The 18,629-nt window shown below is 54.6% G+C and carries 17 protein-coding genes and 4 pseudogenes; 10 read left to right on the forward strand and 11 right to left on the reverse strand.

Translation table 11 applies throughout. The features are described 5' to 3' along the window. Positions 1-49: 49 nt before the first annotated feature. A pseudogene (locus ACUTSU_RS13555) lies at positions 50-154 on the reverse strand (transposase); the annotation flags it as partial. Between the two features lie 180 nt (positions 155-334). On the opposite strand from ACUTSU_RS13555, the pseudogene ACUTSU_RS13560 reads away from it, so the two are divergent. Both ACUTSU_RS13560 and ACUTSU_RS13565 read left to right on the forward strand, forming a co-directional pair. Then, positions 335-780: pseudogene (locus ACUTSU_RS13560) on the forward strand (STM2901 family protein). 7 nt (positions 781-787) lie between these two features. After that, complete coding sequence (locus ACUTSU_RS13565) at positions 788-1,144, forward strand: DUF1493 family protein (protein ID WP_445654285.1); 357 nt, start codon at positions 788-790, stop codon at positions 1,142-1,144. 23 nt (positions 1,145-1,167) lie between these two features. Here ACUTSU_RS13565 and ACUTSU_RS13570 read toward each other — a convergent pair. The 7 genes and pseudogenes from ACUTSU_RS13570 to yncE all read right to left on the reverse strand — a co-directional run. Beyond that, positions 1,168-1,662 (reverse strand): annotated as a pseudogene (locus ACUTSU_RS13570) (integrase core domain-containing protein); the annotation flags it as partial. 11 nt (positions 1,663-1,673) lie between these two features. Continuing rightward, complete coding sequence (locus ACUTSU_RS13575) at positions 1,674-1,988, reverse strand: isochorismate lyase (protein ID WP_445651821.1); 315 nt, start codon at positions 1,986-1,988, stop codon at positions 1,674-1,676. Between the two features lie 23 nt (positions 1,989-2,011). After that, positions 2,012-2,443: a GNAT family N-acetyltransferase gene (locus ACUTSU_RS13580; protein ID WP_445654286.1), complete on the reverse strand. Its 432-nt coding sequence runs from the start codon at positions 2,441-2,443 to the stop codon at positions 2,012-2,014. 11 nt (positions 2,444-2,454) lie between these two features. After that, the gene (locus ACUTSU_RS13585; RefSeq protein WP_445654287.1) at positions 2,455-2,934 is read right to left on the reverse strand and encodes a tetratricopeptide repeat protein; all 480 of its coding nucleotides are present in this window, start codon (positions 2,932-2,934) and stop codon (positions 2,455-2,457) included. Positions 2,935-3,064: 130 nt separating this feature from the next. Beyond that, positions 3,065-4,621: pseudogene (locus ACUTSU_RS13590) on the reverse strand (TonB-dependent siderophore receptor); the annotation flags it as partial. Beyond that, positions 4,615-5,229, reverse strand: a complete 615-nt coding sequence (locus tag ACUTSU_RS13595; RefSeq protein ID WP_445654288.1) for a TonB-dependent siderophore receptor — start codon at positions 5,227-5,229, stop codon at positions 4,615-4,617. The pseudogene ACUTSU_RS13590 and the gene ACUTSU_RS13595, both read right to left, overlap by 7 nt. Positions 5,230-5,237: 8 nt before the next feature. After that, a complete protein-coding gene (gene yncE / locus ACUTSU_RS13600) occupies positions 5,238-6,305 on the reverse strand; it encodes a 7-bladed beta-propeller protein YncE (protein ID WP_445651817.1) in 1,068 nt (355 codons plus the stop codon). 304 nt (positions 6,306-6,609) lie between these two features. On the opposite strand from yncE, the gene ypfM reads away from it, so the two are divergent. After that, positions 6,610-6,669 (forward strand): protein YpfM, encoded by a 60-nt coding sequence (gene ypfM, locus ACUTSU_RS13605; protein WP_112349006.1) that lies wholly within the window; start codon positions 6,610-6,612, stop codon positions 6,667-6,669. Positions 6,670-6,789: 120 nt separating this feature from the next. Here ypfM and acrD read toward each other — a convergent pair whose 3' ends face one another. Then, on the reverse strand, positions 6,790-9,927 hold the full coding sequence (gene acrD, locus ACUTSU_RS13610) for a multidrug efflux RND transporter permease AcrD (protein WP_445654289.1): 3,138 nt from the start codon (positions 9,925-9,927) through the stop codon (positions 6,790-6,792). 282 nt (positions 9,928-10,209) lie between these two features. On the opposite strand from acrD, the gene ACUTSU_RS13615 reads away from it, so the two are divergent. Beyond that, complete coding sequence (locus ACUTSU_RS13615) at positions 10,210-10,488, forward strand: winged helix-turn-helix domain-containing protein (protein ID WP_261093096.1); 279 nt, start codon at positions 10,210-10,212, stop codon at positions 10,486-10,488. A gap of 26 nt (positions 10,489-10,514) precedes the next feature. Here the strand turns inward: ACUTSU_RS13615 and narL are convergent, their stop codons facing one another. Beyond that, the gene (narL, locus tag ACUTSU_RS13620) at positions 10,515-11,147 is read right to left on the reverse strand and encodes a two-component system response regulator NarL (protein WP_445651815.1); all 633 of its coding nucleotides are present in this window, start codon (positions 11,145-11,147) and stop codon (positions 10,515-10,517) included. 162 nt (positions 11,148-11,309) lie between these two features. Continuing rightward, positions 11,310-12,992, reverse strand: coding sequence for a nitrate/nitrite two-component system sensor histidine kinase NarQ (narQ, locus tag ACUTSU_RS13625; protein ID WP_445654290.1), 1,683 nt, complete (start codon positions 12,990-12,992; stop codon positions 11,310-11,312). A gap of 416 nt (positions 12,993-13,408) precedes the next feature. Between narQ and napF the strand changes: the two genes are divergently transcribed. The 6 genes from napF to nudK all read left to right on the forward strand — a co-directional run bounded on the left by napF (position 13,409) and on the right by nudK (position 18,486). Then, on the forward strand, positions 13,409-13,906 hold the full coding sequence (gene napF / locus ACUTSU_RS13630; RefSeq protein WP_445651813.1) for a ferredoxin-type protein NapF: 498 nt from the start codon (positions 13,409-13,411) through the stop codon (positions 13,904-13,906). Beyond that, entirely contained in the window at positions 13,896-14,162 is a 267-nt protein-coding gene (gene napD, locus ACUTSU_RS13635) for a chaperone NapD (protein WP_445651812.1), read from the forward strand. The genes napF and napD overlap by 11 nt, the downstream gene beginning before the upstream one ends. Beyond that, positions 14,159-16,645: a nitrate reductase catalytic subunit NapA gene (gene napA / locus ACUTSU_RS13640; protein WP_445651811.1), complete on the forward strand. Its 2,487-nt coding sequence runs from the start codon at positions 14,159-14,161 to the stop codon at positions 16,643-16,645. The genes napD and napA overlap by 4 nt, the downstream gene beginning before the upstream one ends. Before the next feature lie 55 nt (positions 16,646-16,700). After that, positions 16,701-17,150: a nitrate reductase cytochrome c-type subunit gene (gene napB / locus ACUTSU_RS13645; protein WP_445651810.1), complete on the forward strand. Its 450-nt coding sequence runs from the start codon at positions 16,701-16,703 to the stop codon at positions 17,148-17,150. A gap of 11 nt (positions 17,151-17,161) precedes the next feature. After that, entirely contained in the window at positions 17,162-17,779 is a 618-nt protein-coding gene (napC, locus tag ACUTSU_RS13650; RefSeq protein ID WP_445654291.1) for a cytochrome c-type protein NapC, read from the forward strand. A 131-nt stretch (positions 17,780-17,910) separates the two neighbouring features. Further along, on the forward strand, positions 17,911-18,486 hold the full coding sequence (nudK, locus tag ACUTSU_RS13655; RefSeq protein WP_135317499.1) for a GDP-mannose pyrophosphatase NudK: 576 nt from the start codon (positions 17,911-17,913) through the stop codon (positions 18,484-18,486). Positions 18,487-18,629 lie beyond the last annotated feature (143 nt).

An 18,629-nucleotide genomic window follows, 5' to 3' on the forward strand; every position in this document is an offset into this window, starting at 1 on the left:
TTCAAGTGTGTGGAATACATTTCTCAATTAGATCGTGCTCAAATCGAACTGCATGGGAAATGGCGTGCTTACGGCAGAGTTCACGGGCGGATACCCCGGCTTCAGCCTCGCGGAGAATACTGATGATCTGTTCGTCGGAAAAACGCTTCTTCATGGGGATGTCCTCATGTGGTTTATGAAGACATTACTAACATCGCGGTGTGTTAATCAACGGGGGGCAGGTCAGGTTGACTTTATCGTTTCGAAATTTGTTTACCGCTTTTTGTGCTTGATTAATGCCTATTGATTGTTGTAGTACTGGAATACCAGCAAGTAAAGTAAGGGAAATAAGCCTATGGATACGGTAGAAGAACTTCACGGAACGTACTTCTATGATGGCTCATCTAATCTCAGTGCGGGTGAGCTATTTTTTGGATCATGGTTGATGAAACCCTCGATCACTTTGGTATCACAGATATAGCAGCAGTAGCAGGGATTTACCTTGGCTCAAACAGTGTCACTGTTGCGGGTAAATTAGCTGGGGCAACCCCTGGAACCTCGGTAGCGTCTATCTACTCCAGGAGGTTATTCCGAGGGCGAATGATGCCAGTAAGATTACCAACATGGATAGGTTTCCCTCCTAACGTTAAAAGAGCCATGACTCAGAGATTGGGAACCTTCGTCGGTAGAAGCATACCATTAGTTGGCTGGGTAATTTTAGCGGCTGACGTGTCTATTATTTCCTTCAAAGCAGTGAACAAATACAACACAATCGCACATCCTTCTGACCGTCTGTGGTAGGCACTGAATGAACAATTCAGACAACATAGAACAAGAGGTCATGAACTGGTACAACAAAAACTGGAATGGGCGTGTTTTCCCATTGTTCAGGAAACCAGTTTTGACACTGGAAACGAGTCTCTCCACTGGTAAGTATCCATGGGCAGATGAAGATGCGATAGAAATACTTAATGATTACTTTACAAAATTCGAAGTAGACCGGAAAAATTTCACTTTTGGAAAGTACTGGCCCAATGAAGAAGCAGTTCTACCGTTGAATTTTTTACGTTCGAAAGATAATCAATGGGAATGGATTGAACCGGAACCATTAACCCTGAAAATGCTTGTTGAATCAGCCAAGGCTGGTCACTGGCTTTACGATTAAAAGGACTGGTAATCTCCCCATTTTTAACGGGGGTCATAAGTAGAATCGGTCATGCGTTGAATATGCGGCATTGGCGTAAAACCATTCAGTGCCATATTCGGGCGCTCGTGATTATAAAACCATTGCCACTGCGTGGCATAGTCCTGCAATTCGTTCAGCGATGAAAACAGGTGCTGCCCCAGCCAGTCATAACGTCCTGTCCGGTTATATCGTTCAATATAAGCATTCTGCTGAGGTTTGCCGGGCTGAATAAACCGAAGTGTTATATTCTGCCGAGACACCCATGACATCAGTATTTTGCCTGTATATTCTGGCCCGTTATCACACCGGATAGCCGTTGGCCTTCCCTTCCATTCAATGAGTTGTTCCAGTGTCCTGACTACCCGGCTTGCCGGCAGAGAAAAATCCACCTCAATGGCCAGAGCTTCACGATTAAAGTCATCGATGACATTCAGCAAACGGACGGAACGACCATCTGATAGCTGAGCATGCATAAAGTCCATCGACCAGCATTCATTTTTCGGGGGGATTACCCCTGATCCTGGGACCAATGTTTCATTTCTTCGCTGATAAAATAGTTGACCAGATCGCGATACATTTTTTCTATCACCTCTGGGCTTAAACCTTGCTCATCGGCCCAGACTCGTCTTTGCAGCAGCATGGCCTCAAAGCGCTCTTTGGCGCGTACCGCATCGGGGCTGGTCTTGAATTTGGCCGCAGCCTTTACGTAGGCGAAGCGCTGGGCGATCAGCTTTATGATGTTTTCGTCCATCATGTCTATTTCCGCGCGAATATCATTCATATCCGCACAGTCCTGCGGAGACAGCCGATTTTCAATGAGCAATGGGAGGTTCCTTTAAGGTTTTTTCAGCGGATATAGCCGTTTTGCTGCAGGCGCGCCAATGCCGTGCTATCGGCATAGACCATGCCGGTGGTCAGCTCACGGAAGTGGTATTTTTTGTAGAACTCCAGCTTGTCGGGCACCGAGTAGATAAACACTTTGCCGAGCGGGGCCAGATCCTGCATCACCCGATCCATCAATTGACGTCCCAATCCCCGGCCCTGAAAATCCGGATGCAGGGCTACGTCGGCAAGATAGGCAACCGAGGTCATGTCGCTAATGGCGTGGGCGGTGGCGATCAGCCGGCCATCCAGGTAGCCCCAGTAGCAAAATTGGCTGTGTTGATAAACGCGCTGCAATATCTGCGGATCGCGTTGGCCCAATCCGGCGGTTTCCAGTAGCTCGGCCAATTGCAGCCAGTCGACGCCGTAGCGGTTCGGGTCGGTCACTATTTCCATATCAGCCTCGCTTAGCCAATCCGAGCCAGATCGGCGGCGTATTGACGGATCGCACGCTGGTAGCTGCTGATGTCACTATGCGAGGAAGTTTCCGCCAGCAGTAACAGCAAATCTGCGACCGCCTGTTTGGTTTCGCCCAGGTTGTACAGCGTCATGACGCGGAACAGCGTGAGCTCTTTAGCCTGCGGGAACTCGTTCAACCCGTCGTCGAAGGCGGCCAGTGATTGTTGGTACAGGCCGAGCGCCCGGTAGGTACTGCCCAGGCCAAGCCAGGCTTCCTGCCGCTGCGTCGCCGGCAAATTGTGCGCCAGCGCCGCGAGGTAGCAGGGAATGGCCTGTTGCTCAAATCCCTGTACGTCATACAGGCAAGCCAATTGGTAGTGTAGCCCGGCGGCTTCCGGTTGTTGCAGTAACTGTTGTTGCGCCAGTTCGGTCGCTTCCTGATAGCGGCCCAACTCTTTCAATTGTTCGATGGTCAGCGTAGGGGACATTACATGGCCTTGGGTGAGTAGGGTTTTTGTACCTTTTGCACGCTACTACGGAAGAATTCATCGCACAAGGGATAAGGCATTACAGAGGGAGGGTTGGCCCCGTGGTCCGGGGCCGTTTTACTGCGGGCGATCAGAACTCGTGTTTAAGCGTCAGCATGAAGTTACGCGGTTCGCCATAGTTACGGGTACTGTAGAAATTAACCTGCGAGTAGTATTTCTGGTCGAAAACGTTGTTCAGGTTGAGTTGCACCGAGGTCTGCGGCGTCAGCCTGTAACGTGCCATCGCGTCGACCAGAACGTAAGAACCTTGTTCGGCTTTACGATTGACCATTTCACCGTTATCGGCCCCACTTACGTTGGCGTAAACCTTGCTCTGCCAGCGTGCGCCGCCGCCCAGCGTCAGGTCGCGCAAAGTACCCGTCAGTTGGTAAGTGGTGAACAGATTGATGCGCGTGCGCGGCTGCTCGGTGTTGAGATCGACCTTATCCTTGTCCTTCAGTGAGAAGTGCGTGATGCCAAACTGCGCGTTCCAGCCGTGGGCCAGTTCGCCGTTCAGTTCGAACTCGATGCCCTTGCTGGTGGCACCCTGGCTCTCATGATAGGTCTGCTGCAGCCAGTCCAGATTGGCGGTGTCTTCGTCCAGCACGCCCAGCTTGTCCTGCGTGATGCGGAATGCCGACAGTGACAGATTGAGCCGGTCATTGAGCAACGCAGCTTTAATGCCCACTTCCTTATTCACCCCTTCGATCGGCGCCAGGTAGTGACCGCTGCTGTCGAGCAGGTTCTGATCCTTGAAGATGTCGGTGTAGCTGGCATAGGCAGAGACCTGATCGGTTAACTTGTAGACCGTGCCGACGAATGGCGTGACTTTGTTGGCTGTGGTGGTAGTGGTGTTTTTAAAGCTGTTGAAGCGGGCACCGAGCACCAGATCCAGCCGGTCGGTTAGCGAAAAGTCAGCGCTGCTGTAGAAGCCGATTTGCCGCGTACGGTAATCCATCTGTGGCATTTTGTCCGACCACTCGGGTTCGCCCAGGCCACCGTTCCAGTCCAGTAAGCTGCCGCTAAACAATGGTGAGGCGCTGGCGCTACGATAAGTGCTGTAACTGTGCTGCCAGGCGGAAGAACTTCCCACCACAAATTTGTGGTTGCGGCCCAGCAGGCTGAAATCACCGTTCAGTTTCAGATCTACCGCATGTTGATCGCGGTAACCCTCATAACGCCCGGCATAAGGGCTTGAAGGTTTCACCGTCCAGGTATCGGGATCGATCAGTCCGCCAAGGCTCATCGCCATTTTGGCATCGAAAGCCTGACGGCTATGAGTGTAGTTGGCCACGCTTTTCCAGCCGTTATCGAAATGGTGCTCCAGCGTCGCAAACTGGGTGCTGAGCGTGGTATCCCAGCTCGACCAGTCAGAGGCACCGCTGTAGTGGCGATCCCAATTGATCTCGCTGCCATCGCTGAACCAGCCGGTCGGCAGGGCACCGCCCCAGGTGGAGGCTTTAGGCCGGTTCTGTTGATAATCGGCCCCCAGCCGCAGCAGGGTATCGCGGGTCAGATCGGCTTCCAGCGTGCCATAGAGAGTGCTTTTGCGTTCCTGATGCCTGTCCATAAACGAGTGGCTGCGCTCGCCGGCGGCTGCGATGCGCACCCTGACGGTACCTTCGTCATTGAGCGGTGTGCCTACATCGACCGTGGTGCGGTAATGATCCCAGGAACCGGCGGAGAGTTCGACGCGGGCGAAAGGCTGGAGGCTTTCTTTCTCACCAGGTTGATGGCAGCCCCCGGATTACCGACGCCGTTCAGCAAACCGGCGGCACCTCTGACGATTTCGACATGATCGAGGGTGATCGAGTCAATTTCTGACTCACCGCCGGAATAGCCGGAATCAAAGAAGGTGGGAACGCCGTCATATTGATAATTATCGACGCTAAAACCGCGGTAATTGAACGAAGAGCGTTCGCTATCGTAGTTACTCTCGCTGACGCCGGTGGACCAGCGCAGAATATCTTTCAACGAATAAGCGTTGATATCGTCAATCTGCTGACGAGTGATGACCGAAACCGACTGCGGCGTATTTTTGATGCTCAGCGGCAAGCCGGTCGCGGTGCTCATTTGGCTGGTGGTGTAAGAACCGGTGTTTTCGGTGCTGCCGTCATCGCTCAGTGGCGAAGCGACCACCTCCAGCGTTTCTTCTTTCTGTGGGCGGGGAGCCTGCTCGGTGCCCGCAGCCTGCGCTACCATGACCGGTAGGCACAGCAGTACCCCACCGGAAAGGCGAGTCATAAAACTAGCCATTGCCTGCCTCACAGTCCGCTAAGGTTAATCTTGAGCAGATAGTCCTGCTTTTTCTCCATCTCTTCCTTGGACTGCTTGATGCTGGCAAAGAGGGTATTGCCGTCCGCAGAAAGGGCCAGGCTGTTGGGCAGTGCGGTGGTGGTGATGCTGTTTTTGACCTGATAGCTGTTGCTGTCCACGATGCTGATACGTTTGGCCTCGCGGTGCGTGATGTAGATTTCGCTGCGGGCCGGGTTGAACAGCACCGCCAGTGAGTTGATCACCTCAATCTGGTGCAGGATTTTGCCGCTGTTGATATCGACAACCAGCACTTTCGGCAGGTCAGGATCGGTGAGGAAGGCACGGCCGGTTTTGCTGTCCAGGCTGATGTTCAGGAAAAAGTGTTTCTTGGCGGGTTCCACGACCAGGCGCTTGAGGATTTTGTGGCTGCCGATATCAAGGGTAATGAGTTCACCGCCGCCATTAACGCAGTAGATATGGCCACGTTCGCTGTCCAGAGCAAGACCGGTGGGGTATTCGCCGACGTTGCTGATGGTGGCAATCTTTTCCCGTTTGGCGGTGTCGATCACCCATAGTACGCCTTGCTTCGCAGTGCCAGAGACATACAAACGCTGATTTTTCTTATCAAGCACCATTTCACGCGTTGGGGTGAACTGGTCCTCTTTCATGCTTTCGCTAAGCCCAATGGTGGCGAGTTCTTTACCGCTCCGGGTATCAATCAGGGTTACGGAACCGTCGACGGTATTACCGATGTACAGAACGTGGCGTTCTTCATCCAGCGCGGTGGCGAAGGCGCGGCGTTGGGTAACGATCTTCCCCTCAGTGGCCAGCGTAGCTGGGTTGATACGGTAGACAATCCCGCTGTTCTTGTCTTTGGCGAATGAGGGGGAAGAGGCGGCAAACAGGGTGTTGTTTTGGCCATCAAATGCCAGTTCATACAGGCCGTATCCCACCGGTTTGGTTTGGAAATAGCTTTCTGGTAGCTCAGCGGCCAGCGTTGAGCAAGACAGCAGCATGGCGGAGGTCAGGGTGCTGAAAGAGAAACCTTTGCCTGGAGTGAACAGGTGTAACTTCATATACATTCCTTTACATCAATTTACGTTTTGAGAATCGTAATGATATGAAGTTATTGATGCCGACCTTGGCTGAGCGGTTGGTTGCCAGGGGAATGGCCCACAGCGGCAGATTTAGATCTTTTAGGTGTGTTGTTTGATGGATTAATAACGGAAGGGAATAGTCGGGATTAACCATTGTTCAGATAAATACGAAAATGTGCACTATCCCCGGTTTTCGTGGGTGGCATCGTTCCCGAATCTCTTCACTTGCTCAAAAAACAGGCGTAGAATGCGCTTCGTCTATTAAGTGAGGTTGTAAATTATTATGGTTGATCGTGAGTTGGGAAACTGGAAAGACTTCATCGAAGAGATGTTAGGTAACTGACACTGCGCTGGGGTTGATAACAAGGTTGGTTTATTTGTTCGTGATTAAAGCACCCTGGGAACGAGACGCTCGTTCGAGATAAAGCAGCATCGGTTTCCCGATGCTGCTTTTTTTTGCCTGCTATTGCGCGCTGTCTTGCGCTTTGGCGGTGGCTGCCGATTTGCCTGGGAAGCGGCGGCGTACCAGCACAAAGAACAGCGGTACGAAGTAAATTGCCAACAGGGTGGCGGAAATCATACCGCCCATCACCCCGGTACCCACCGCATGCTGGCTGCCTGAGCCGGCTCCACTGCTGATGGTCATCGGCAGTACGCCGAAGATAAAGGCTAGCGAGGTCATCAGGATCGGCCGCAGACGCATACGTGAGGCTTCCAGGGTGGCCGACATCAAATCCTGGCCTTTATGGTTTAGCTCGTTGGCGAACTCGACGATCAGTATGGCGTTTTTCGCCGACAGCCCGATGATGGTCAGCATCCCCACCTGGAAGTAAACGTCATTCTCCAGCCCGCGTAGCCAGGTTGCGGCAACGGCACCAATCAGGCCCAGCGGCACCACCAGCATCACCGAGAACGGAATCGACCAGCTCTCATACAGCGCCGCCAGACACAGGAACACCACCAACAGCGAAATAGCATACAGCGCCGGTGCCTGCGAGCCGGACAGGCGTTCCTGGTAGGACATGGCGGTCCATTCCAGACCGAAGCCGGTCGGTAACTGGCTGACAATCTTTTCCATTTCGGCCATGGCGGTACCGCTGCTAACGCCTTCTGCCGCTTCGCCCACAATTTCCAGCGCTGAACTGCCGTTATAGCGCTCCAGACGTGGAGAGCCATATTCCCAATGGGAGGTGGCAAAGGCGCTGAACGGCACCATGCCCCCCGCGCTGTTGCGCACGAACCATTTATCGATGTCGCCAGGCAGCATGCGGAACGGTGCGGCGGCCTGCACATAGACTTTTTTCACCCGACCGCGGTCAACGAAGTCGTTAACGTAGGTTGAGCCCCAGGCGGTCGACAGCGTGTTGTTGATGTCATCGATTGAAACACCCAGCGCCTGGGCTTTGCGTTGGTCAATATCAATCTGCAACTGCGGGCTGTCATCCAGGCCATTGTGGCGCACGCGGGACAGCAGCGGGTTAGCGGCGGCCAGCTGCAGCAGTTGATTGCGTGCTGCCATCAGTTGGTCGTGCCCCAGACCGGCATGGTCTTCGAGTTCCATATTGAAGCCGGAAGAATTGCCCAGGCCGGTAATCGCCGGTGGACTGCTGGCAATCACCCGCGCCTCGATAATCTGGTTAAATTCCTTGGTGGCGCGATCGATGATATCGAATGAGCTGTTGTCGCCGGAGGTACGCAAATCCCAGTCTTTCAAGCGAATAAACATGCGTGCCACGTTCTGCCCATTGCCGCCGGGACCGGCACCAATGGTGGAGAACACGGACAGCACGTCCTGTTTTTCTTTGGTCAGAAAATAGTGTTCAACTTTTTCCACTACTTTGGTGGTTTGCTGCAGGGTCGAACCCGGCGGTAACTGTACCTGGACGGTGAATACCCCGCGGTCTTCCTGCGGCAGGAAGGAGGTCGGCAACTTGATAAACAGTAATGCCATGCCGCCAAGCAGCAACAGGTAAATCACCAGATAACGGCTACTTGCGTGCAGCACCCGCGCCACACCGCGCTCGTAGCGGTCGGCGTTGCGGTTGAACATACGGTTGAACCAGCCGAAGAAGCCGCGCTTGCCGTGATGGTGACCTTTGGCAATCGGTTTGAGCAAGGTGGCGCACAGGGCTGGGGTCAGGATCATCGCCACCAGCACCGACAGCACCATGGCCGAAACGATGGTGATCGAGAACTGGCGGTAAATGGCACCGGTGGTACCGCCGAAGAACGCCATCGGGATAAACACCGCCGACAACACCATGGTGATGCCGACCAGCGCACTCTGGATCTGCCCTATGGATTTGCGTGTGGCATCCCTGGGTGACAGGCCTTCTTCGCTCATCACGCGTTCGACGTTTTCCACCACCACGATGGCGTCATCCACCAATAGCCCGATGGCTAGCACCATGGCGAACATGGTCAGGGTGTTAATACTGAATCCGCAGGCCGAAAGAATGGCGAAGGTGCCCATCAACACTACCGGCACGGCGATGGTCGGGATTAGGGTGGCGCGGAAGTTCTGCAGGAACAGGTACATTACCAGGAACACCAGCACAATGGCTTCCAGCAGGGTTTTTACCACGTCTTTGATTGAGGCCTTAACGAACGGGGTGGTTTCATAGGCGACCTTCGCCTCCAGCCCGTGTGGGAAATACTGCGACAGCTCGGCGATTTTATCCTTTACCAACCGATCGGTTTGCAACTCGTTGGCACCGGAGGCCAGCTTGATGTTCATGCCGGCGGCCTGCATGCCGTTATAGCGGCTGAGATAGTCATAGTTTTCGCCACCGAGTTCGATGGTGGCAACATCGCCAAGCGTGACTAATGAACCGTCCTGGTTGACTCGCAGGGTAATTTTTCGGAACTGCTCAGGCGTTTGCAACTGCGACTGCGCGTTGATGGTGGCGTTAAGCGCCTGTTTATCGACGGAGGGCGTACCGCCGAGCTGGCCGACCGCGACCTGGGCGTTCTGCGATTTGATCGCGCTAACAATGTCCTGGGTGGTGAGTTGGTAACTGTTAAGTTTGTTGGGATCGAGCCAGATACGCATCGCGTATTGCGAGCCATAAACGTCCATGCTCCCTACGCCGTTGATGCGGCTGAGCGGATCCTGCAGGTTGGAAACGATGTAATCGGCAATGTCCTGCTTGTCCATGCTGCCGTCGGTGGAGACAAAGGCCACCATCATCAGCGTGGTATCACCGGATTTCGATACCGTTACGCCCTGGGTCTGCACGGCCTGCGGCAGTCGTTTAATCGCCGCCTGCAGTTGGTTTTGTACCTGCTGCATCGCCTCGTTAGGATCGGTACCGGCCTCAAAGGTCAGCGTTACTGTGGCTCGCCCGGTATTGGTGCTCTGCGACGACATATACATCATGTTGTCCAGACCCGTCATGTTCTGTTCGATAATCTGGGTGACGGTGTTTTCCAGCGTCTGTGCCGAAGCACCTGGGTAGGTAGCGCTAATGCGAACGTTTGGCGGCGCCAGATTCGGATATTGTTCCACCGGTAAGGAAAAAATCGCCAAAGCGCCGGTCAGGCAAAGAATAATTGCCAGGACCCAGGCGAAAATCGGGCGATCAATAAAAAAATTGGCCATGCAGCGCGAACCTCGTTATGACTTGTTCTATCTTTAAGACGCATCGGAATTGCGTTTTCTCAGTAGCTGGGAAGGATTCCGGCACTTATGCACTTTACGCGTGAAGGGGAGGGGAAGCGTGGAGAAAAAAAGGAGATAATGTAAATAACGGTAGAAGAAACCCCTAATTACGCCGTCATTACCTTTAACGTTGCGATTAAGACAATTTAATGACAATCAAGGGCCTGAACACTCGGCGTTGTCAAAAAATAATCAGGGCTCACTTTAATGCAGGAGCAAGGCATGGAAATTAACCCGGTATTTGCCCGTCGTCTTTATCTTTGCTGGCTGATCAGCCACAGCGAACGGCCAAACGTCCCGCGTCTGATGGAGCTGACCGGCTGGCCGCGCCGAACCCTGCAAGACGTGTTGAAAGCCTTGCCCGGTCTGGGGGTAGAATTGCAGTTTATTCAGCAGGGCGTGCGCAATAACGACGGTTTCTATCAGTTGGAAAACTGGGGGCCGATCAACAAGGGCTGGGTTAATCAGCATCATCAGACGCTGCTCGCCGCCATCGAATAAAACCTCCCCGGCACGCCGGGGAAGGATTATTGACTCTTGTGCTCCAGGTACATCACCGTTGCCGCCACGCGTGAACGTACATCCAGTTTGCGCAACATATTGCGAATATGTACTTTCACTGTCTCTTCAGAAATGTGCAGTTGGGCCGCTACCTGCTTATTGGACAGGCCACGCGCCACTTCCTGCAGCACGTCCAGCTCGCGTTCGGTCAGTTCGGCAAAGGGATCGTGTTGTTCACGACGGGATGAGAGATAGTCCGCTACCGCGTCGCTAATCACGTTCTGGCCTTCCGCCGCCGCGCGAATATGCTCTAGCAATTGTTCCGGTTCACTGTCTTTCAGCAGGTAGCCGTCGGCACCGGCGTCGATCAACGCGTACACGTCGTTGCGTGAGTCCGATACCGTCAGTACGATAATACGGGCATCCACGCCTTCATTGCGCAGCGCTTTCAGCGTGTCCAGACCGGACAAACCTTTCATGTTCAGATCGAGCAGGATCACGTCCGGCGTGTGCTGCAGCGCGAGCGCAATGGCTTCGTTGCCACTGCTGGCTTCGGCCAGCACGCTAAACAGCGGATCCAGCCCCAGCAATTGTTTGATGCCGCGGCGCATCAGCGGGTGGTCGTCGACGATCATTACTCGGTAATTCTTGATCACCATGAAATATGCTCCCTGTAGCGAGTAAAGCCACTCAAACGTGCCGTGCAGCACGCTTCACAGTGGGACAGATTCTTATAAAATAGTGGCAATTGGTGCCACGAACATCCTGAAATAGACTGTTAGACTCAGCTAAACCGTAACGAAGGGTTAACAGCCTTGATTTTATGGCGGGAATGTCAGGCGGACTTCCGTGCCGTCCGGCTCACCCCGCTGGATGCGCAGCGTTCCTCCCAGTCGCGCAGCGCGCTCGCTCATGATGGTCAGACCATAGTGACCTTCAGGTTCATTCAGGCTGGCGATGCCGCAACCGTCGTCAGCGATGCTGATGCTGTTATCACCCTCGGCCGTCATTTCGCAGCGAATCACGATTTCCTGTGCTTCGGCATGTTTGATGGCGTTAAGCACCGCTTCGCGCACAATCTGTAGCGCATGCACCTGCTGTTGGGCATTGAGCGCCTGGGAAGAAAGCCGACAGTGTAACTGAATCCGTGCGCCGGTAAGAACCTTTAATGGCGCCAGCAACTGGTGCAGTGCGGTGTTCAAATCGGCCTCCTGAATGTTCAGGCGGAAGGTGGTCAGCAGTTCGCGCAGTTGGCGATAGGCGTCGGCCAGCGCCTGGTCAAAATCGGTAATAATCTCTTGTGCTTCAGGGGCGCTATCCGCCAGCGTATGCTTGAGCAGGGTTAGCTGAATACGCAAAAACGACAGCGCCTGTGCCAGAGAATCGTGCAGCTCGCGGGCGATGGTGGCACGTTCTTCCATCAGCAAAAATTGCATATGTTGTTTTTGTGCGCGGTTAAAATAGATCCCCCGGCTTAACATATTGGCCACGCTCTGCATCAGGTGCGGATGGGGTGGCTGTTCTTTTTGCTGCCAACTCAGTTCCCCCAGGGTTTTATCGCCCTGGACGATGGCTAGCGATTGCCACGCCAGCGTTGCCGAAGGGCTGCCGCTATGTAATTGCCATTCGCTGAGGCTGTCTGCCACCTTTAGCCGGATACAGTGCAAATCTTCGCTTTGGCGCACAATATGCAGGATTTGTTCGAATGCCTGCTGGTCTATCTGCCGCACGCTCAGCGCTTGCGAACAGGTATACAGGACTTCCAGCGTCTTGTTCGCCTGCTGCAGACGCTGGGTTTTCTCTCGCACTTTCTGCTCCAGCGATTGATATAATTTGGCCAGGTCGCCCGACATGGCGGTAAAGGCCTGCGACAAGACGCCCAGCTCATTCGGCAGGGCGATATCCAGCGGCGGATGGTTAAAGTCCCGCTGTTGCACGCGCTGGCTGGCATCCACCAGGTGCTTTAGCGGCGCTACCACCTGACGGCGCATAAAACGGATGCAAAACAGCACCAGGCCGATGATGGCGATAAAGCCCAGCACGCTGATGGCCGCCACAATGGTCAGTTTCAGCTCGGAATAACGTTGTAGCGCCAACACAAAATGGTCAATCTGGTTAACATAGCCGGCGATATTGGCCTGATAGTTAGCTGACTGTCCGGCCCGAATCTGCTGCGCCAGGGGCTGCCAGGCATGCTGCAGAGACAGATACTTTTCCCGCACCTCCGCAGGTACGTAAAAACGGTCCAACTTCTGCAACGCCGGGGCCTGCAGGGATTGCTGATACTGCAATAGATGCTGTTCCAGCTCCGGAGCCGGGCGAGTGAGATTGTAGGCCAGCCGGTAGCTCTGCATACGCAGCGAGCCAGCAATGTTGACCGCTTCGGCGTCGCGCAGGCTGTCAACCACTGTGGTCAGCGCCAGCCCGGTGGAGAGCACGGACAAAATCACAATGCAAAACAGCGCCTTGGCCAGGCTGCTGGTCACTGAACGTTTAACAAGCAATCATGCATCCTTTTCTTGCGGGCGATGAACATCGCCGGGTTTCATTCGAAAGCAAAATTATAAGTTTTGCAACTAAAATGCGTAGCGTTTTGCATTAAATTGGCCGCCACCCTCACAAGAGCTTAGCGTTATATAATCAAATAGATATCGATGGACGAAAATCCCAGGGCTAAAATTACGCCCCCGTCGGTAATTGATTGATCTGGCGCAAACTACCCCTGCATTTACCCCTTTAGGGTGATTATATACCCCCCGAACTCATCTTATCTTACCCCCGCGCTTATCAAGGTTTAAGCCCGTCGCCTTTTACATCATGCCGGCGACTGGCAATTTCTTAGCAACGACTACAATAACAATACAAAACAGGTTCTATTTATTACGCGCGGTGGCGTGTTTGCAATGTCGAGGAAAACAGCATGGCCGTATTGTCACGGCGTAACCTGCTTGGTGGACAATGGCGTCAACCAGTCGCGGCGATCCGCCCCCCGTGGTCGCTGCAAGAATCCCTTTTTATTACCGGTTGCACTCGCTGCCAGGCCTGCGTTCGCGCCTGCGAAACCGGAGTGCTGATTAGCGGCAGCGGCGGTTTTCCCGAAATTGATTTTCAACGAGCGGAATGCACTTTCTGCGAGCGCTGCGTGCAGGCCTGCGAAGAGCCGCTATTTCGCCCGTTGGCAGAAACCCCCTGGCGACAACATGCGGTATTCGGAACCAACTGCCTGGCGCAGCGGGGCGTGGAATGCCGCAGTTGCCAGGATAGCTGCGAGACTCAGGCGATCCGCTTTCGGCCCCGTCTGGGCGAAATGGCTCAACCCGTGCTGGAGGTCGCGGCCTGCACGGGCTGTGGCGCCTGCGTCGCCGGTTGCCCGGCCGGTGCTGTCACCCTAACCCAGAGCGAAAATAATGATGAATAACGAATGGCACGTTAGCGGGCTGGTGGTGCAGGCTCGGCCAGAGAAATTTCCACGGCTGGTTGCCGATTTGCTGGCGATAGCGGACACGGAAATTCCGGCTCAGGACCAGCCGAACGGCAAGCTGGTGGTGGTAATGCAGGCAGCTTGTTCCCATCAGCTGCTGGAGAAAATTGAGTCGGTACGCAATTTGGATGGCGTGCTGGCGGTATCGCTGGTTTATCACCAGCAGGACACTCAAGGTGAGGTAACGCCATGAAACTCAGTCGTCGAGACTTCATGAAAGCAAACGCCGCGGTCGCCGCTGCGGCAGCCGCCGGGCTGACTATTCCTACGGTGGCGCAGGCGGTGGCAGGCAGCGCCGACTCTATCAAATGGGACAAAGCACCCTGCCGTTTCTGCGGCACAGGTTGTGGCGTGCTGGTCGGTACCCAGAACGGCCGCATTATTGCCTCACAGGGCGATCCGGAAGCGGCGGTCAACCGTGGGTTGAGCTGCATCAAAGGCTATTTCCTGCCAAAGATCATGTACGGCAAAGATCGTCTGACTCAGCCACTGCTGCGCATGAAGGACGGTCAGTACCACAAGGAAGGCGAGTTCACACCGGTCAGTTGGCAGCAAGCTTTCGACATTATGGCCGAAAAGTTCAAGCAGGCCTTGAAAGAGAAAGGCCCGGAGGCCGTTGGCATGTTCGGTTCCGGTCAGTGGACGGTGTGGGAAGGCTATGCCGCCGCCAAATTGCTCAAAGCCGGTCTGCGCTCCAATAACCTGGATCCGAACGCCCGTCACTGTATGGCGTCAGCGGTCGTGGGCTTTATGCGCACCTTCGGCATGGATGAGCCTATGGGCTGCTATGACGATATCGAGCAGGCTGATGCCTTTGTGCTGTGGGGCTCCAACATGGCGGAGATGCACCCGATCCTGTGGTCGCGCATCACCGACCGTCGCCTGAGCAATGAGAAGGTCAACGTATCGGTGTTGTCGACCTTTGAACACCGCAGCTTCGAACTGGCGGACAACGGCATGGTATTCACGCCGCAGACCGATCTGGCGATCATGAACTACATCGCCAATTACATCATTCAAAACAACGCGGTGGATCAGGACTTCCTGAATCGGCACGTCAACTTCCGCCGTGGGGCGACGGATATCGGTTACGGCCTGCGTCCAACCGATCCGCTGGAAAAAGCGGCTAAAAATCCGGGCAGCGACGCTTCGGATCCGATGAGCTTCGAGGAATACAAAACCTTCGTAGCGGACTACACGCTGGAAAAAACGGCCAAAATGAGCGGCGTGCCGGAAGACCAATTGGAAGCGCTGGCAAAACTGTATGCCGATCCGAACATCAAGGTGGTGTCGTACTGGACCATGGGCTTTAACCAGCATACGCGCGGCGTGTGGGCCAATAACCTGTGCTACAACCTGCATCTGTTGACCGGCAAAATCTCCAAACCGGGCTGTGGGCCATTCTCACTGACCGGCCAGCCTTCCGCCTGTGGCACCGCCCGTGAAGTGGGCACCTTTGCCCACCGTCTGCCGGCCGACATGGTGGTCACCAACGAAAAACATCGGCAGACGGCCGAGCAGAAGTGGCAACTGCCGGCCGGCACCATTCCAGCCAAAGTCGGGTTGCATGCGGTAGCGCAGGATCGCGCGCTGAAAGACGGTACGCTGAACGCTTACTGGGTGATGTGTAACAACAACATGCAGGCCGGGCCGAACATCAATGAAGACCGGATGCCGGGGTGGCGCGATGCGCGCAACTTTGTGGTGGTATCTGATCCTTACCCGACTGTCAGCGCCCTGGCTGCCGACCTGATCCTGCCGACCGCCATGTGGGTGGAGAAAGAGGGGGCTTACGGTAATGCGGAGCGTCGCACTCAGTTCTGGCGTCAGCAGGTGAAAGCGCCGGGTGAGGCCAAATCCGATCTGTGGCAACTGGTGGAGTTCTCCAAACGCTTTACGGTGGAAGAAGTGTGGCCGGCCGAACTGCTGGCTCAGAAACCGGAATATCGCGGCAAAACGCTGTACGACGTGCTATTTGCCAATGGTGAGGTTAACAAATACCCGCTGACGGAGATCCCGGCGGATCAGCTTAACGATGAGGCACGCGACTTCGGCTTCTATCTGCAAAAAGGGCTGTTTGAAGAATATGCCGGTTTTGGTCGCGGTCATGGCCACGATCTGGCACCGTTCGATAGCTACCATCAGGCTCGCGGTCTGCGCTGGCCGGTGGTGGAGGGCAAAGAGACGCTATGGCGCTATCGCGAAGGGACTGACCCCTACGTTAAAGCTGGGGAAGAAGTGCGTTTCTATGGCAAACCGGACGGCAAGGCGGTGATCTTCGCGCTGCCGTTCGAACCGGCGGCGGAAAGCCCGGACAAAGACTATGACCTTTGGTTATCCACCGGACGGGTGCTGGAACATTGGCATACCGGTTCGATGACCCGCCGGGTACCCGAGCTGCACCGTGCCTTCCCGCAGGCGGTGGTGTTTATCCATCCGCTGGATGCCAAAAGCCGCAACCTGCGCCGTGGTGAAAAGGTCAGGGTGCTGTCGCGCCGTGGCGAATTGATCAGCACGGTCGAAACCCGCGGCCGTAACCGTCCGCCAAGGGGACTGGTATATATGCCGTTCTTTGATGCGGCGCAGCTGGTCAACAACCTGACGCTGGACGCCACTGATCCGCTTTCCAAAGAGGTCGACTTCAAGAAATGCGCGGTGAAGGTGGAGAAGGTGTGAGGGTGACGAATTGTGCGATGAACACCTTATTTAATGACCCGGGAGCCAAATAAAAATGAAAAGCCCTGTTGTGAAAAAGACGCTTGCCCTGTGGGTGACCTTGTTGTCGCTGGCCTTTGCCGGCCTGGCGTTTGCTGCCAGCGATGTCGAGCTCAGTAAGTCTCCGGAAGTGTCTGCAACTGCCAGCGGGCCGATCTCGATGCCAAAGCAGCAGGAGCGGATGGCGCTGAACTACGTTAATCAGCCGCCAATGATCCCGCATAGCGTGGATGGCTATCAGATCAGCAAGAACACCAACCGCTGCCTGCAGTGCCACGGCGTGGAACATTACCGCACCACCGGTGCGCCACGTATCAGCCCGACGCATTTTATGGACCGGGACGGCAAGGTGCTGAGCGAAGTCGCGCCACGTCGCTATTTCTGTCTGCAGTGTCACGTACCGCAAACCGACGCGGCGCCGATTGTCGGCAATGATTTCCAGCCCATGCCGGGCTTTGGGCATTAAGCGGGGGAGCTATGAGCGAAGACAAACACACCACCACTGAAAAAAAGCCCGGCCGCCTGCTGCGGTTATGGCGCTGGTGGCGCAGGCCAAGCCGCTTGGCGCTGGGAACGCTGCTGTTGCTCGGCTTTGGCGCCGGCATCATTTTCTGGGGTGGTTTTAATACCGGCATGGAGGCAGCGAATACCGAACAGTTCTGTATCGGCTGTCATGAAATGCGCGAAAACGTCTATGAGGAATACATGGGCACGGTGCATTACAACAACCGCAGTGGCGTGCGCGCCACCTGTCCGGATTGCCACGTACCTCATGAGTGGGGGCCGAAAATGCTGCGTAAGATTAAGGCCAGCAAGGAGTTGTACGCCAAAGCATTCGGGCTGATCGATACGCCACAGAAATTTGACCAGCATCGGTTGGCGATGGCGAGCAACGAATGGGCCCGCATGAAGGCCAATGATTCGCAAGAGTGCCGCAACTGCCATAACTTTGAATATATGGACTTTAGCGTGCAAAAAACCGTGGCGGCGAAGATGCACGACAAGGCGATAACCGAAGGCAAAACCTGTATCGATTGCCATAAGGGGATCGCCCATAAGCTGCCGGATATGCGCGACGTACCCAACGGCTTCTAAATACTTTTGATGGTAAAAACCCCGTGGTTCTGTAAGAGCTACGGGGTTTTTTGTTGCAAATAGGTTGTCACTTCGACGCTTAATCGCGGTATCATTTTTGCGTTTCAGCTAACGGAAAAGAAGAAGGGTTCATGTCAGCGAAAATTGAGAATGTGAAAAAAGAGCTGTTGTCGGATAACTGGTATGTACTGCACAAATATACTTTTGATCTCAAGCGCAAGGATGGCGGTTCCGTTCAGCAGATGCGCGAAGTCTATGATCGCGGTAACGGTGCGACCATTCTGTTGTATAACCGCGCCAAGGGCACGGTGGTGCTGACCAATCAATTCCGCATGCCGACCTATGTTAACGGCAATGAGAGTGGCATGCTGCTGGAGGCCTGTGCTGGCCTGTTGGATGCGGATTCACCGGAACAATGTGCGCGACGTGAAGCGGTGGAAGAAACCGGTTTTCAGGTCGGTGAGGTGAAGAAGGTTTTCGAAGCCTATATGTCGCCGGGCGGCGTGACCGAAATTATTTATTTCTTTATTGCCGAATACCATGACGACGAACGTCATGCGGCCGGCGGCGGTATCGAAGACGAAGATATTGAAGTGGTGGAATTGCCCTTCACCGAGGCGGTAGCGATGATCGCCGACGGGCGCATGAAAGACGGCAAGACCATTATGCTGCTGCAGTACCTGCAAATTCACCGCATTATGGAATAAAAAAAGCCCGGCATCGCTGCATGCCGGGCTGATGAGTGCAATATATTCAGTCACCCTCTCCAGGGGGAGAGGGGCGGGGTTAGGGGCTTTAGTCTCTGTTTTGCCTGTGTCCCCTCACCCTAAACCCTCTCCCAAAGGAGAGG

The sequence above is a fragment of the Serratia sp. NA_13 genome, assembly GCF_052691735.1.

Bases quoted from the DNA above. Each gene is read 5' to 3' on its own strand.
- acrD (WP_445654289.1), bottom strand. From the start codon at position 9,927: ATGGCCAATTTTTTTATTGATCGCCCGATTTTCGCCTGGGTCCTGGCA.
- nudK (WP_135317499.1), top strand. From the start codon at position 17,911: ATGTCAGCGAAAATTGAGAATGTGAAAAAAGAGCTGTTGTCGGATAAC.
- ACUTSU_RS13580 (WP_445654286.1), bottom strand. From the start codon at position 2,443: ATGGAAATAGTGACCGACCCGAACCGCTACGGCGTCGACTGGCTGCAA.
- yncE (WP_445651817.1), bottom strand. From the start codon at position 6,305: ATGAAGTTACACCTGTTCACTCCAGGCAAAGGTTTCTCTTTCAGCACC.
- ACUTSU_RS13585 (WP_445654287.1), bottom strand. From the start codon at position 2,934: ATGTCCCCTACGCTGACCATCGAACAATTGAAAGAGTTGGGCCGCTAT.
- ACUTSU_RS13595 (WP_445654288.1), bottom strand. From the start codon at position 5,229: ATGGCTAGTTTTATGACTCGCCTTTCCGGTGGGGTACTGCTGTGCCTA.
- ACUTSU_RS13565 (WP_445654285.1), top strand. From the start codon at position 788: ATGAACAATTCAGACAACATAGAACAAGAGGTCATGAACTGGTACAAC.
- napC (WP_445654291.1), top strand. From the start codon at position 17,162: ATGAGCGAAGACAAACACACCACCACTGAAAAAAAGCCCGGCCGCCTG.
- ACUTSU_RS13615 (WP_261093096.1), top strand. From the start codon at position 10,210: ATGGAAATTAACCCGGTATTTGCCCGTCGTCTTTATCTTTGCTGGCTG.
- narL (WP_445651815.1), bottom strand. From the start codon at position 11,147: ATGGTGATCAAGAATTACCGAGTAATGATCGTCGACGACCACCCGCTG.
- napF (WP_445651813.1), top strand. From the start codon at position 13,409: ATGGCCGTATTGTCACGGCGTAACCTGCTTGGTGGACAATGGCGTCAA.
- napB (WP_445651810.1), top strand. From the start codon at position 16,701: ATGAAAAGCCCTGTTGTGAAAAAGACGCTTGCCCTGTGGGTGACCTTG.
- napD (WP_445651812.1), top strand. From the start codon at position 13,896: ATGATGAATAACGAATGGCACGTTAGCGGGCTGGTGGTGCAGGCTCGG.
- napA (WP_445651811.1), top strand. From the start codon at position 14,159: ATGAAACTCAGTCGTCGAGACTTCATGAAAGCAAACGCCGCGGTCGCC.